The sequence below is a fragment of the Bradyrhizobium sp. CCBAU 51753 genome (genome assembly GCF_015291565.1).
Taxonomy (GTDB): domain Bacteria; phylum Pseudomonadota; class Alphaproteobacteria; order Rhizobiales; family Xanthobacteraceae; genus Bradyrhizobium; species Bradyrhizobium ivorense.
This window is the reverse complement of the sequence record NZ_CP030037.1, coordinates 421,915-434,569: the sequence shown is the minus strand read 5'-3', so window position 1 is coordinate 434,569 and position 12,655 is coordinate 421,915. Positions and strand designations below refer to the sequence as shown.

13 protein-coding genes are annotated in these 12,655 nt (G+C 66.0%); 11 read left to right on the top strand and 2 right to left on the bottom strand.

What is annotated here, in order from left to right; all coding sequences use genetic code 11:
* Positions 1-69: 69 nt before the first annotated feature.
* The 11 genes from obgE to XH93_RS02005 all read left to right on the top strand — a co-directional run bounded on the left by obgE (position 70) and on the right by XH93_RS02005 (position 10,832).
* Entirely contained in the window at positions 70-1,119 is a 1,050-nt protein-coding gene (gene obgE / locus XH93_RS02055; RefSeq protein WP_139479955.1) for a GTPase ObgE, read from the top strand.
* A gap of 70 nt (positions 1,120-1,189) precedes the next feature.
* Positions 1,190-2,332: a glutamate 5-kinase gene (gene proB, locus XH93_RS02050; RefSeq protein ID WP_194472197.1), complete on the top strand. Its 1,143-nt coding sequence runs from the start codon at positions 1,190-1,192 to the stop codon at positions 2,330-2,332.
* A gap of 164 nt (positions 2,333-2,496) precedes the next feature.
* Entirely contained in the window at positions 2,497-3,789 is a 1,293-nt protein-coding gene (locus tag XH93_RS02045; RefSeq protein ID WP_194472196.1) for a glutamate-5-semialdehyde dehydrogenase, read from the top strand.
* Positions 3,790-3,879: 90 nt separating this feature from the next.
* The gene (locus XH93_RS02040) at positions 3,880-4,458 is read left to right on the top strand and encodes a nicotinate-nucleotide adenylyltransferase (protein ID WP_244622087.1); all 579 of its coding nucleotides are present in this window, start codon (positions 3,880-3,882) and stop codon (positions 4,456-4,458) included.
* Between the two features lie 263 nt (positions 4,459-4,721).
* Positions 4,722-5,015, top strand: coding sequence for a ribosome silencing factor (gene rsfS, locus XH93_RS02035; RefSeq protein ID WP_229175197.1), 294 nt, complete (start codon positions 4,722-4,724; stop codon positions 5,013-5,015).
* 49 nt (positions 5,016-5,064) lie between these two features.
* Positions 5,065-5,547, top strand: coding sequence for a 23S rRNA (pseudouridine(1915)-N(3))-methyltransferase RlmH (gene rlmH / locus XH93_RS02030; RefSeq protein ID WP_139479959.1), 483 nt, complete (start codon positions 5,065-5,067; stop codon positions 5,545-5,547).
* Between the two features lie 39 nt (positions 5,548-5,586).
* The gene (locus XH93_RS02025) at positions 5,587-6,981 is read left to right on the top strand and encodes a murein hydrolase activator EnvC (protein ID WP_371814911.1); all 1,395 of its coding nucleotides are present in this window, start codon (positions 5,587-5,589) and stop codon (positions 6,979-6,981) included.
* Complete coding sequence (locus XH93_RS02020; RefSeq protein ID WP_139479961.1) at positions 6,978-8,348, top strand: S41 family peptidase; 1,371 nt, start codon at positions 6,978-6,980, stop codon at positions 8,346-8,348. The genes XH93_RS02025 and XH93_RS02020 overlap by 4 nt, the downstream gene beginning before the upstream one ends.
* Before the next feature lie 159 nt (positions 8,349-8,507).
* A complete protein-coding gene (locus tag XH93_RS02015) occupies positions 8,508-9,716 on the top strand; it encodes a divergent polysaccharide deacetylase family protein (protein ID WP_194472194.1) in 1,209 nt (402 codons plus the stop codon).
* Positions 9,717-9,800: 84 nt separating this feature from the next.
* Positions 9,801-10,304 (top strand): RNA pyrophosphohydrolase, encoded by a 504-nt coding sequence (locus XH93_RS02010; protein ID WP_194472193.1) that lies wholly within the window; start codon positions 9,801-9,803, stop codon positions 10,302-10,304.
* 15 nt (positions 10,305-10,319) lie between these two features.
* Positions 10,320-10,832: an RNA pyrophosphohydrolase gene (locus tag XH93_RS02005; protein ID WP_194472192.1), complete on the top strand. Its 513-nt coding sequence runs from the start codon at positions 10,320-10,322 to the stop codon at positions 10,830-10,832.
* On the opposite strand, the gene XH93_RS02000 is transcribed toward XH93_RS02005, so the two are convergent.
* Together XH93_RS02000 and XH93_RS01995 are read right to left on the bottom strand one after the other, a co-directional pair.
* Positions 10,778-11,773 carry an AraC family transcriptional regulator gene (locus tag XH93_RS02000; RefSeq protein ID WP_194472191.1) on the bottom strand — a complete coding sequence of 332 codons (996 nt, stop codon included), beginning with the start codon at positions 11,771-11,773 and terminating at the stop codon, positions 10,778-10,780. The genes XH93_RS02005 and XH93_RS02000 overlap by 55 nt on opposite strands.
* A gap of 417 nt (positions 11,774-12,190) precedes the next feature.
* Positions 12,191-12,598 carry a F0F1 ATP synthase subunit epsilon gene (locus tag XH93_RS01995; protein ID WP_139479966.1) on the bottom strand — a complete coding sequence of 136 codons (408 nt, stop codon included), beginning with the start codon at positions 12,596-12,598 and terminating at the stop codon, positions 12,191-12,193.
* Positions 12,599-12,655 lie beyond the last annotated feature (57 nt).

The window sequence follows — 12,655 nt, the reverse complement described above, 5'->3', positions numbered from 1 at the left end:
TTGGTTTTGACGCGTTTTCTTCACGCGAACCGGCGACCACTTCGCTTGAAAACGCTATAGTTGAAAATCATGAAATTCCTCGATGAAGCAAAAGTCTATATTCGCTCGGGCGACGGCGGCAACGGCTGCGTCGCGTTCCGGCGCGAGAAGTTCATCGAGTTCGGCGGCCCCTCCGGCGGCAATGGCGGCCGCGGCGGCGACGTCATCATCGAGTCCGTCGACGGCCTCAACACGCTGATCGACTACCGCTACCAGCAGCACTTCAAGGCGCAGAAGGGCGGCAATGGCATGGGCAAGGACCGCCATGGCGCCAACGGCAAGTCGATCGTGCTGAAGGTGCCGGTCGGCACCCAGGTGTTCGACGAGGACCGCGAGACGCTGCTGCACGACTTCACCGAGCTCGGCGAAAAGTTTGTGCTGGCGAAGGGCGGCAATGGCGGCTTCGGCAACGCGCATTTCAAATCCTCCACCAACCGCGCGCCGCGCAACGCCAATCCCGGCGCGCCGGGCGAAGAGCGCTGGATCTGGTTGCGGCTGAAGCTGATCGCCGACGCCGGTCTCGTCGGCCTGCCCAACGCCGGCAAATCGACCTTCCTCTCGGTGGTCAGCGCCGCACGGCCGAAGATCGCCGACTATCCCTTCACCACGCTGCATCCGCAGCTCGGCGTCGTGAACTACGGCGGCCGTGAATTCGTGCTCGCCGACATCCCCGGCCTGATCGAGGGCGCACATGAGGGCGCCGGCCTCGGCGACCGCTTCCTCGGCCATGTCGAGCGCTGCCGCGTGCTGCTGCATCTGATCGATGCGACCTGCGAGCATGCCGGCAAGGCCTACAAGACCGTGCGCACCGAGCTCGAGGCCTATGAGGGCCAGCTCGCCGACAAGATCGAGATCGTCGCGCTGAACAAGATCGACGCGGTGACGCCGGATGAACTGAAGAAGCAGAAGGACCGGCTGAAGCGGGCTGCGAAGAAGACGCCGCTGCTGCTCTCCGGCGCCACCGGCGAAGGCGTGCAGGACGCACTTGCTGCGCTGGTCGAGGTGATCGGCGAAGCGCCGGTCTCCAACAAGGCGAAGGCTCAGGCGGAGCCGTGGGCGACACCGGTGCCGCAGGGCTAACGGCCGCCCTGCACTTCCCAAGCCACCTCGTGGCGCGTATTGCTTCCCACCGTCCCGCTAGACCAAGCCCATGAAACGCCCCGCGCTCAAGAATTTTCGCCGCATCGTCGTCAAGGTCGGCTCCTCGCTATTGGTCGACTCGCAGGCCGGCGAGGTGCGCGCGGCCTGGCTCGCGGCGCTGGTCGACGACATCGCCAAACTGCACAAGGACGGCCGCGAGGTGCTGGTGGTGTCGTCGGGCTCGATCGCGCTCGGCCGCAGCCGCCTGAAACTGCCGCGCGGGCCGCTGAAGCTCGAGGAAAGCCAGGCTGCCGCGGCGGTCGGGCAGATCGCGCTGGCGCGGATCTGGTCGGAGGTGCTCGGCCATCACGGCATCGGCGCCGGGCAAATTCTCGTAACGCTGCAGGACACCGAGGAACGCCGCCGCTATCTCAACGCGCGCTCGACGATCGCAAAGCTGCTGGAATGGCGCGCAGTGCCTGTCATCAACGAGAACGACACCGTCGCCACCAACGAGATCCGCTATGGCGACAATGATCGCCTCGCCGCGCGCGTCGCCACCATGGCGAGCGCGGATTTGCTGATCCTGCTGTCCGACATCGACGGCCTTTACACCGCGCCGCCCGCGGTCGATCCCAATGCGACGCTGATCCCGGTGGTCGAGAGCATCACCTCGGAGATCGAGGCGATGGCGGGCTCGGCCGGGTCCGAACTGTCGCGCGGCGGCATGACGACCAAGATCGAGGCCGCGAAGATCGCGACCACCGCGGGCACGCATATGCTGATCGCTTCCGGCAAGATCGAGCATCCGCTGGCCGCGATCGCCGACGGCGGCCGCTGCACCTGGTTCCTCACCCCGGCCAATCCCGTCACCGCGCGAAAGCGCTGGATCGCCGGCTCGCTGGAGCCGAAGGGCACGCTGACCATCGACGCCGGCGCGGTGGCCGCGCTGCGCGCCGGCAAGAGCCTGCTGCCGGCCGGCGTGATCCGGGTCGACGGCCAGTTCGCCCGCGGCGATGCCGTGGTGGTGCGCGGCCCCGACACCCATGAGATCGGCCGCGGCCTGATCGCCTACGACGCCGAGGACGCCGAGAAGATCAAAGGCCGCTCCTCCCGCGATGTGATGGCCATTCTGGGCACCAGCGGCCGTTCCGAGATGATCCACCGCGACGACCTTGTGGTCGGGCCGGCCGGGGCGATTCCGGCCAAATAGGCCATTGGCCGAGCCCCCGCAGCCGGCCGCCCATCTGCCATGCCGGTTCCGTACCTCGCCACCCCTCAATTGCCATGCTAGAACATGGCCTTAGAGCATGATCCGGAAAAGTGGACACCGGTTTTCCGAAAAAGATCATGCTCAAACAAAGAGCTGGGACTTCCATGACCGCGCCCCTGAAGGCGATCGACGGCAACGCCGATCTCACCGCCCTGATGACCGACCTCGCCACGAAAGCGCGCGCCGCTGCGCGCGTGCTGGCGCTGGCGCCGCCGGAGCAGAAGAACCGGGCGCTCGCGGCGATCGAACGCGCGATCCGCGCCAATGCGCCGGCGATCCTCGCTGCCAACGCTGAGGATGTCGCCGACGCCCGCGCTACCGGCATGACCTCCGCTTTCGTCGACCGCCTGACCCTGACACAGGCGCGGATCGACGGCATGGCCGACGGCGTTGCCACCGTGCGCGAGATCGTTGATCCGGTCGGCGCCGTCACCGAAAGCTGGCAGCGGCCGAACGGCATGACCATCGAGCGCGTCCGCGTCCCGCTCGGCGTGATCGGCGTGATCTTCGAGAGCCGCCCCAATGTCGCGGCCGATGCCGGCGTGCTGTGCCTGAAGTCGGGCAATGCCGTGATCCTGCGCGGCGGCTCCGACAGCTTCCGCTCCTGCCGCGCGATCCATGATTCTCTCGTGCAGGGCCTGCGTGAAGCCGGCCTGCCCGAGGCCGCGATCACCCTGGTGCCGACCCGTGACCGCGCGGCCGTCGGCCTGATGTTGACGGGATTGAACGGCGGCATCGACGTGATCGTGCCGCGCGGTGGCAAGAGCCTGGTCGCGCGCGTCGAGGCCGAGGCGCGCGTTCCTGTGTTTGCGCATCTCGAGGGCGTCAACCACATCTATGTCGATGCCAGCGCCAGATTGGATATGGCCAAGGCGGTCGTGCTGAACGCCAAGATGCGCCGTCCTGGCGTTTGCGGCGCCGTCGAAACCCTGCTGATCGATCGCAACGCCGCCGCGGAAAAGCTGAAGCCGCTGGTCGCGATGCTGATCGACGCCGGCTGCGAGGTGCGCGGCGACGAGATCGTGCAAGGCGCCGATGCCAGGGTGAAACCTGCGTCCGACGAAGACTGGAACACCGAATACGAGGACGCGATCATCTCGGCGAAGATCGTCGACGGCCTCGATGCAGCGATCGCGCATATTCAGAATCACGGCTCGCATCACACCGACGCGATCGTGACCGAGGATGCCGAGGCGGCCTCGAAATTCCTCAGCGAGGTCGATTCGGCGATCGTGCTGCACAACGCCTCGACCCAGTTCGCCGACGGCGGCGAGTTCGGCTTCGGCGCCGAGATCGGGATCGCCACCGGCAAATTCCACGCCCGCGGCCCGGTCGGCGCCGAGCAGCTGACGAGCTTCAAGTACCGCGTCCACGGCACCGGGCAGACGCGGCCGTGATCATGTTCGCCCGTGCACGGTAGACCCTTGCAGCAAGCCTCGAGCGTGCCGCTCTCCGCAGCCCAGGCGCTGCCGTTCTACACCAACGGCATGCGCATCGGATTGCTCGGCGGCTCGTTCAATCCGCCGCATGCCGCGCATCGCGCCATCAGCCAGTTCGCGCTGAAGCGGCTGCAGCTCGACCGCGTCTGGTGGCTGCTCACGCCGGGCAATCCGCTGAAGAATCACGACGGCCTGCACGCGCTTGCCAAGCGCGCCGAGGCCGCGCGCCGTGTCGCCGACGATCCGCGCATCGACATCTCCTGTCTCGAAGCTGTCATTGGCACCCGCTACACTGTCGACACGATCATCCATTTGCGGCGCCGTGTCTCCGGCGTGCACTTTGTCTGGATCATGGGCGCTGACAACCTCGCGCAATTCCATCGCTGGAAAGACTGGCGGCGCATCGCCTCGGATGTGCCGATTGCCGTGATCGATCGACCGCCGCAAAGCTTCCGCGCCCTTGCCGCACCGGCGGCGCAGGCGCTCGCGCGCTATCGCATGCCTGAAAATCAGGCGACACGGCTGGCCGATCAGCAGGCGCCGGCCTGGGTGTTCCTGACAGGAATGAAATCCAATCTGTCTTCGACCGGACTTCGGAACCCGGACGGGAGCTGGAGAACGGCGTGAGAGCGCAAAAGGGTTACTGGAATATTGAAACCATTAACCCCACATGCGTAGTATGGTCCGTGGGCGCCGAGGATTCGGCACCCGCGATACAGTGAAAGGAATGGTCCCTGGCCACATCTGTATTGTCCAAGTCTGTTTTACCCAAGGTTCCCAAGACTTCGCGTAAAACACCGACGAAAACCGCGGCCTTGCAGGCGCAACCGGACGCCGACAAACCGGATGCCGACAAGACGCTGAGCCTGGTCCTCTCCCGCCTCGAGGATATGAAGGCGGAAGAGACGGTCACCATCGACCTTCGAGGCAAATCCGCATATTCCGACTACATGATCGTCACCTCGGGCCGGGCCAACCGGCACGTCGGTGCGATCGCGGAAAATGTGACGAAGGGCCTCAAGGAAAACGGGGTCAAGAACATCCATGTCGAGGGCCTGCCCAATTGCGACTGGGTGCTGATCGATTCCGGCGACGTGATCGTGCATGTGTTCAGACCCGAGGTGCGTGAGTTCTACAATCTCGAACGGTTGTGGACTCAGAACCCGGCGGTCGCGGCGGTCTAGGACGTACTGAGCCGATGCGAATCGGCAGCAGCGCAGCTAGTCTGCGTTGATGCGTCTTGCTGTGATCTGCATCGGCCGTCTGAAACAGGGTCCGGAACGGGAGCTCGCCGAGCGCTATCGGGAGCGCTTCGACGACATCGGCCGCAAGCTCGGCTTTCGCGGCCTCGATATTCATGACATCGCGGAAAGCCGCGCGCGTGACGCCACCACGCGCATCGCCGAGGAGGCCGCGGCGATCGCCGCGCTGATCCCCGACAAGTCCACGCTGGTCGCGCTCGACGAACGGGGCAAGAACGTCGACAGCACCAGCTTTGCCCAGCAGCTCGGCCGCTGGCGTGACGAGGGAATCGCGCATACTGTCTTCGTGATCGGCGGCGCGGACGGACTTTCGCCTGAATTGCAGCGCAGAGCTTCGCTGCGCATGGCATTTGGCGCCGCGACCTGGCCGCATCAAATGGTCCGCGTCATGCTTCTGGAACAAATCTATCGGGCCGCCACGATTTTGGCCGGCCACCCCTATCACCGCGCCTGACGCGCGATGACGGGCGATTGAAAGCGCTGAACACATCGGATGCAGCACAGGCGAAACATGCGTTCGTATTCCGGCACCGCGCGTCGCGGCTGGCTGAGCGCATCGCTGCCGCTTGCAATCGCCGCGTTCGCGGTACATCCGCCTGCACCCGCGCATGCCCAGGCGACACCGTCCGCGCAGGAGTCGGTGCCGCCGGCGCAGCAGGCCGCGGCGACGGCGACCGCGCCCGATGCCATCAAGCAGCGCGAGCAGGAGCTCGAGGCGGCGCGCGAGGAGCAGCGCAAGGCGACCGAGCTGCAGGAGAAGCTGAAGGCCGACATCGCCGCGATCGGTCAGGATCGCAGCAAGCTCAATCAGCAGCTGATCGACATCGCCGGCCAGGTGCGCAGCGTCGAGACGCGGATCGCCGACGCCGAGACGCGCCTGCAGCCGCTCGACAACCGCGAGCGCGAAATCCGCTCTTCGCTCGACTCACGCCGCGCCGAAGTCATCGAGGTGCTGGCGGCGCTGCAGCGCGCCGGACGGCGCACGCCGCCGGCGCTGCTGGTGCGGCCGGAGGACGCGCTGCAATCGCTGCGCACTGCGATGCTGCTCGGGGCCGTGGTGCCGGAATTGCGCACCCGCGCCGAGAAGCTTGCCAACGACCTCGGCGAACTGGTCGCGTTGCGCAAGACCATTGCGACCGAACGCGATGCGCTGGCGCATGACCGCGACCGGCTCAAGGAGGATCAGACCCGCCTCGCCGCGCTGGTCGACGAGCGGCAACGGCAGCAGGCCGCGGCCGAAAAGGACATGGCGACCGAGGGCGCCCGCGCCATCGCGCTGTCGAAGCAGGTCACCGACCTGCAAGGCCTGATCGCCAAGATGGAGCAGGACATCAAGAGCGCCGCCAAGGCCGCGGCCACCGCGAGCCTGCAGGGGGCACCGGCGACGGTTAACGGCAAACCGAATCTGGGGGCCTTCAAGGACCCGGCCCGGTTGAGCCCGGCGGTCGCCTTCGCCTCGGCCAAGGGCCTGTTCGCGTATCCCGTGAACGGCAGCAAGATTCGCGATTTTGGCGGTTCCGACGGCTCGGGCGGCGTACAAAAAGGCATTTCTTTGGCAGCCAAGCCCGGTGCACAGGTCACAACCCCGTGTGACGGCTGGGTTGTTTACGCTGGTCCTTTCCGTAGCTATGGACAACTCTTGATCCTCAATGCCGGGGGCGGGTATCATGTCCTGATCGCCGGGATGGAGCGTATTTCGGTTAACATCGGCCAGTTTGTACTTACGGGGGAGCCGGTTGCGACCATGGGGTCGACATCCCAAGTTGCATCTATCCTCGCGACCAATGCGAGCCAGCCAGTGCTCTATGTCGAGTTCCGGAAAGACGGCACTCCAATCGATCCAGGTCCATGGTGGGCCACAAATGAAGGCGAAAAGGTTCGCGGATGATGCGCAAGACTTCTGTAATTCTCCTTAGCGCCGCCACCGGCGCAGCACTGACGCTTTTCGTCACGCAGCCCCGCGCTGTGCTGATGGGATCGAGCGCACGTGCTGCGACCTCTGACACGTATCGCCAGCTCAACCTGTTCGGCGACGTGTTCGAGCGCGTGCGCAGCGACTATGTCGAGAAGCCGGACGACTCCAAGCTGGTTGAATCCGCGATCTCCGGCATGCTGTCCGGCCTCGATCCGCACTCGAGCTACATGGACGCCAAGAGCTTCCGCGACATGCAGGTGCAGACCCGCGGCGAGTTCGGCGGCCTCGGCATCGAGGTCACGATGGAAGACGGCCTGATCAAGGTCGTCTCGCCGATCGACGACACCCCGGCCTCGAAGGCCGGCATCATGGCCAACGACATCATCACCACGCTCGATGATGAAGCCGTGCAGGGCCTGACCTTGAACCAGGCCGTCGAGAAGATGCGCGGTCCGGTCAACACCAAGATCAAGCTCAAGATCGTCCGCAAGGGCCAGGACAATCCGATCGAAGTCACGCTGGTGCGCGACAACATCCGCGTCCGCTCGGTGCGTGCGCGCGTCGAGGCCGACGACATCGCCTATATCCGCATCACCACCTTCAACGAGCAGACCACCGAAGGCCTGAAGAAGGAGATCGCCAATCTCTCCGGCCAGATCGGCGACAAGCTGAAGGGCTACATCATCGACCTCAGGAACAACCCCGGCGGCCTGCTCGAAGAGGCGGTCACGGTGTCCGACTCCTTCCTGGAGCGCGGCGAGATCGTTTCGACGCGCGGCCGCAACGCCGAGGAGACGCAGCGCCGCGCCGCCCATCCGGGCGACCTGACCAAGGGCAAGCCGGTGATCGTGCTGATCAATGGCGGCTCGGCCTCGGCCTCCGAAATCGTCGCCGGCGCGCTGCAGGACCACAAGCGCGCGACGCTGGTCGGCACCCGCTCGTTCGGCAAGGGCTCGGTGCAGACCATCATCCCGCTCGGCTCGGGCAACGGCGCGCTGCGCCTGACCACCGCGCGCTACTACACGCCGTCGGGCAAGTCGATCCAGGCCAAGGGCATCGTGCCCGATATCGAGGTGCTGCAGGACGTGCCGGATGAGCTGAAGGCGCGCACCGACACCAAGGGCGAGGCCTCGCTGCGCGGCCATCTGAAGACCAACGACGGCGACGAGAAGACCGGCTCGCAGTCCTACGTGCCGCCGGACGCCAAGGACGACAAGGCGCTCAAGATGGCCGACGACCTGCTGCACGGCATCAAGTCGACCTCGAGCGCGCCAGCGGCACCTGAGGCCGCGCGCGACAAGGCCGCCGTCGACAAGCCGGGCAACAAGGCCGCGAACTGATCCAATCATCGATCTGGCGAAAAGGGCGGCCCTCGGGCCGCCCTTTTTGCTTTGGATGACGCACCCTGGACGGCCGCACCGTGCCTCCACGGAGCAGGCGCCGCGCGCCGGTGTACGCCGCATCGTGCTATCGTTCCCCCGATTGATTCGGGGAGGGCTATGGCAGAGGCGGCCGACGAGCTCAGCACGCCGCTTGGGCAGAAAACCGCGAGCAAGAGGCGCCGGATCCGGCTGCCGTTCACGGCGATGCAGGCGCTCGCCGTGCTGCTCGGGCTCGTGCTGGTCGCCTTCGCCGGTGTCGCGCTGTTCAACAATAACCCGCTCGGCGGCGAGCCGGTCGCCCATATCGCGCTGCGTAAAACTCCGCCGGCCACCGAAGACAAGCACGCCCCGGCCGGTCAGGCCGAACCTGCGGCCAAATCCGCCGCCAGGCCGCCCGCAGTGGCCGGCGATTCCAGGACCGTGACCATCATCGACGGCTCCAGCGGCAAGCGCCAGGACGTGGTGATCGGCGCTGGCGATGCCGCCGACAAGGCCGATGGCGGCGACGCGCCCGCCGCGATGATGACCGGGATCGACCAGCGCCTGCTGGAAAAATCGCGCTACGGCATGATCCCGGTGGTTGCCGATGGCTTGAAGCCGTTCACGGTCTATGCCGCCGATGCCGACCGCGCCAAGGCCGCCCGGATGCCCGTGGTGGCCATCGTGGTCGCAGGCCTCGGGGTCGGCGCCGCCAAGACCACTGACGCCATCATGAGGCTGCCGCCGGCCGTGACGCTGGCCTTCACGCCCTATGGGGCCGACCCCGGCAAGCTCGCCGAGCGGGCCCGGGCCCAGCGCCACGAGATCCTGCTGCAGATCCCGATGGAGCCGTTCGATTACCCCGACAATGATCCGGGGCCGCAGACCCTGCTGACCACGCTGAGCGGCGAGCAGAACCTCGACCGCTTCTACTGGCACCTCAGCCGCCTGCAGGGCTATGCCGGGATCGCCAATTTCATGGGCGCCCGCTTCACCGCGTCCGATGCCGTGATGCAGCCGATCGTTCGCGATGCCGCGAGGCGGGGCCTCGGCTATTTCGACGACGGTTCCACCCCGCGCAGCGTGGCCCATACCGCGGCGGCGGGCCAGTCGATGCCGTTCGCCAAGGCCGATTTCACCATCGACGCGGTGCCGACCTCGGTGGAAATCGACCGCACCCTGGTCAAGCTGGAGACGCTCGCCAAGGAACGCGGCACCGCCGTGGGTGTCGCCTCGGCCCTGCCGGTCTCGATCGAGCGGCTCGGCGCCTGGGTCAAGACCCTGGACGCCAAGGGGATCATGCTTGTGCCATTGACAACGGCGATGCTGAAATCAAAATCGGGCTAACAATCAATCCGTTGGGGCGCCTTGAGACCATGCCGGGGGGCCGGGTCGGGGGGCAGCTCCAGAGATGTGCGAGGTAGCGGCAGCATGGCACGTTACGAAGACCTGCCCTATCGAACCTGCGTCGGCATCATGCTGCTGAATGAGGCGGGGCTGGTCTTCATCGGGCGCCGCGCGGGCGGGATCGAGCATGTCGACGAGGCCCATGTCTGGCAGATGCCGCAAGGTGGCGTCGATCCCGGCGAAGACACCTTTCAGGCCGCCAAGCGCGAGCTGTACGAGGAGACCAGCATCAAATCGGTGGAGAAGCTCGGCGAGGTCTCGGACTGGCTGATCTACGACATCCCGCGCACCGTGGCGGGCCGCGCCTGGAAAGGCCGCTATCGCGGGCAGCGGCAGAAGTGGTTCGCGCTGCGCTTCACCGGCAAGGAGAACGAGATCAACGTCGCCAGTCCCGGCGGCGGACACAAGGCCGAGTTCGTCACCTGGCGCTGGGAGCCGATGAAGAATCTTCCCGAGCTGATCGTGCCGTTCAAGCGTCCGGTCTATGAGCGCGTGGTAAAGGAATTCGCCGGCCTCGCGGGCGGCTAGACAAACTCCGCCGCCATGTCATCGGAAAAGCCCTACCGCCCCAATGTGGGCATCGCGCTGTTCAACGCCGAAGGGCGCGTGCTGATCGGCCGCCGCTTCAAGGACGACGGTCCGGAGATCATCCTGCCCGGCCTCGAATGGCAGATGCCGCAAGGCGGCATCGACGCCGGCGAGGATCCGCGCCAGGCCGTGATGCGCGAATTGTGGGAGGAGACCGGCGCCGTCAGCGCCGACTATCTCGGCGAGACCACCTGGATCACTTACGAATTCCCGCCCTACGACGGCCCGGCATCGCACCGGCTCGCGCGCTTCCGCGGCCAGCGCCAGAAGTGGTTCGCGCTGCGCTTCACCGGGCGCGATGACGAGATCGACCCGCTGACGCCGCGCAACGGCCAGCCCGCGGAATTCGACCAATGGCGCTGGGAGCGGCTCGACCGCGTCGCCGATCTCGTGGTGCCTTTCCGCCGCGAGGTCTATCGCGCGGTCGCCGCCAGCTTCGCGGAATTCGCCGGCGCATCGGCGGCCTGAACGCGCCGCGCATCGCCCGGCGTCATGCCAAAGCTGGCGCGGAACACGCGATAGAAGGTCGCGATGCTGTCGAAGCCGCAGGAGAAGGCGATCTCGTCGATGCCGCATTCCGGCATGGTGGAGAGCAGCCGCCTCGCCTCCTTCAACCGCATCGCCGTCAGCGTCCGCGCAAAGGAAAGGCCGGTCGGCTCGAACAGCGCATGCAATTGCCGCAGCGAAATGCCGAGCTCGGAGGCAACCACCGCCGGCGTCAGCGCCGGACGATGCAGGTCGCGGAGCATGATCTCGCGCGCCGCGTGGAGATAGCCTGCATGCAACGCGGCACGGATTTCGTCCTGACGCGGCCGCGCGCGCCCGCGCGACAGCAACGCAAGCCGCACCATATGCGCGACGTCGCCGGCGAATTGCCCGGCGTTGGCGGGATCGCGGGTCATGGAGCGGAACATGGCGCCGACCAGGCGGGTCAGGCTGGCATCGCGCGGCAGCGCGACCGGCGGCACGTCCTCGATCGGCGCTCCGAGCACGAGCTCGCTGCTGACGGGAATCTTGAGGCTGTAGAAGTGAAAGCCGTCGCTACGTTCGGGCGTCGACGCGAACGGAAGGTTGGAATGGCCGAACACCAGATCCCCGTTGCGGACGTAGTGAACGCGATCGCGGCCGATGTTCAGGTGTCCGGGCCCACGCACCTGCCAGGCGAGATGCAGGCTGTTGCTCGGCACGCGGGCAATGTCGGTCGAGGTCCGGCTGACGCGATAGGAGGATGCCTTCATCTCCGCCAGCACGGCATCGCCGATCGGCGTTGCGGAGAACCGTCCCCGGAAATCCGGACGCTTGTCGCGGTCGAGCTCGATCGTGACGCCGAACAGGCTCTTGCCGCGTACGTCGCACCAATGTTCAAAACGGTCCTGCGGACGGAGAGCGTCGGTGGAGAAGGTCAGCACGGCATTGCGTCCATGGCGTCCAGGGGAGCGGTGAGGTTGGGCCGATCGGTCACCGCGCTTCAACTTGTCATTTGCGCACGATCGCCGCTGTAAGCTGCTTCACATTTCCGGCTCACGCTCTCGTTGGGACTACCGCGAACGGCCCGATATCGCTGCCGCGTTTGGCGCATTCGCCACGGCCCACATTGACGGCAGCCTGCAATATCAGCCGCAAGGATCGCCTCGATCTTGCGTTTCATGAAGCCCAGCCCCGAAGCCCGAATATGCGGTGCAGGATGCCGTCAGGCGTTCGCGGGTGCAACAAGCATTCAGCGCCCGCCAGGTCTGGCGAGCGCTGAATCGTTCAAGTCTTCGTATGTGATAAACGGAAAAACCGTGAGCGGCTTCACAAAGCGCGGCGACGAATCGCCACCGCGCTTAATGCATTGCCGTCGCGTTGAGCTCGTGCTGGATGCTCTTGAAGTGGTCGAGCCGCTCGATGGCGTGATCGAGTTCGGAGCCCTCCTTTTCGGCGAGCTTCTCTTCCATTTCCTTGATCGTCTCGGCGAACTTCGCACGATCGAGATCCACAATCGCAGTCGCGACGTCGGCGAGCACGGTGAGACCCTTGTCCGACACTTCGGCAAGTCCGCCGAGCACGATGACCTTCTCGCGCTTGCCGGCAGCCGTGATCGTCAGGATGCCCGGACGAACCGTGGCGACGACCGGCGCGTGTCCGGCCAGCACGCCGAAATCACCCTCCACGCCGGGAACGTCGACCTGATCGACATCGCCGGAGAAGGCGAGCTTTTCGGGAGAGACGAGATCGAAGTGGAAGGTGGTCATGGTCTTTCCGTTCTTTGCGCTGTCACCCGCGGGCTTGACCCGCGGGTCCATCAGTCA

What these genes read in the sequence shown, in the direction of transcription:
- XH93_RS02015 (WP_194472194.1), top strand. Translation starts at nt 8,508, where the DNA reads ATGGCAGAGGCGGCCGACGAGCTCAGCACGCCGCTTGGGCAGAAAACC.
- XH93_RS01995 (WP_139479966.1), bottom strand. Translation starts at nt 12,598, where the DNA reads ATGACCACCTTCCACTTCGATCTCGTCTCTCCCGAAAAGCTCGCCTTC.
- XH93_RS02025 (WP_371814911.1), top strand. Translation starts at nt 5,587, where the DNA reads ATGCAGCACAGGCGAAACATGCGTTCGTATTCCGGCACCGCGCGTCGC.
- proB (WP_194472197.1), top strand. Translation starts at nt 1,190, where the DNA reads ATGAAACGCCCCGCGCTCAAGAATTTTCGCCGCATCGTCGTCAAGGTC.
- XH93_RS02005 (WP_194472192.1), top strand. Translation starts at nt 10,320, where the DNA reads ATGTCATCGGAAAAGCCCTACCGCCCCAATGTGGGCATCGCGCTGTTC.
- XH93_RS02020 (WP_139479961.1), top strand. Translation starts at nt 6,978, where the DNA reads ATGATGCGCAAGACTTCTGTAATTCTCCTTAGCGCCGCCACCGGCGCA.
- XH93_RS02010 (WP_194472193.1), top strand. Translation starts at nt 9,801, where the DNA reads ATGGCACGTTACGAAGACCTGCCCTATCGAACCTGCGTCGGCATCATG.
- rsfS (WP_229175197.1), top strand. Translation starts at nt 4,722, where the DNA reads ATGAAGGCGGAAGAGACGGTCACCATCGACCTTCGAGGCAAATCCGCA.
- XH93_RS02045 (WP_194472196.1), top strand. Translation starts at nt 2,497, where the DNA reads ATGACCGCGCCCCTGAAGGCGATCGACGGCAACGCCGATCTCACCGCC.
- obgE (WP_139479955.1), top strand. Translation starts at nt 70, where the DNA reads ATGAAATTCCTCGATGAAGCAAAAGTCTATATTCGCTCGGGCGACGGC.
- XH93_RS02040 (WP_244622087.1), top strand. Translation starts at nt 3,880, where the DNA reads ATGCGCATCGGATTGCTCGGCGGCTCGTTCAATCCGCCGCATGCCGCG.
- rlmH (WP_139479959.1), top strand. Translation starts at nt 5,065, where the DNA reads ATGCGTCTTGCTGTGATCTGCATCGGCCGTCTGAAACAGGGTCCGGAA.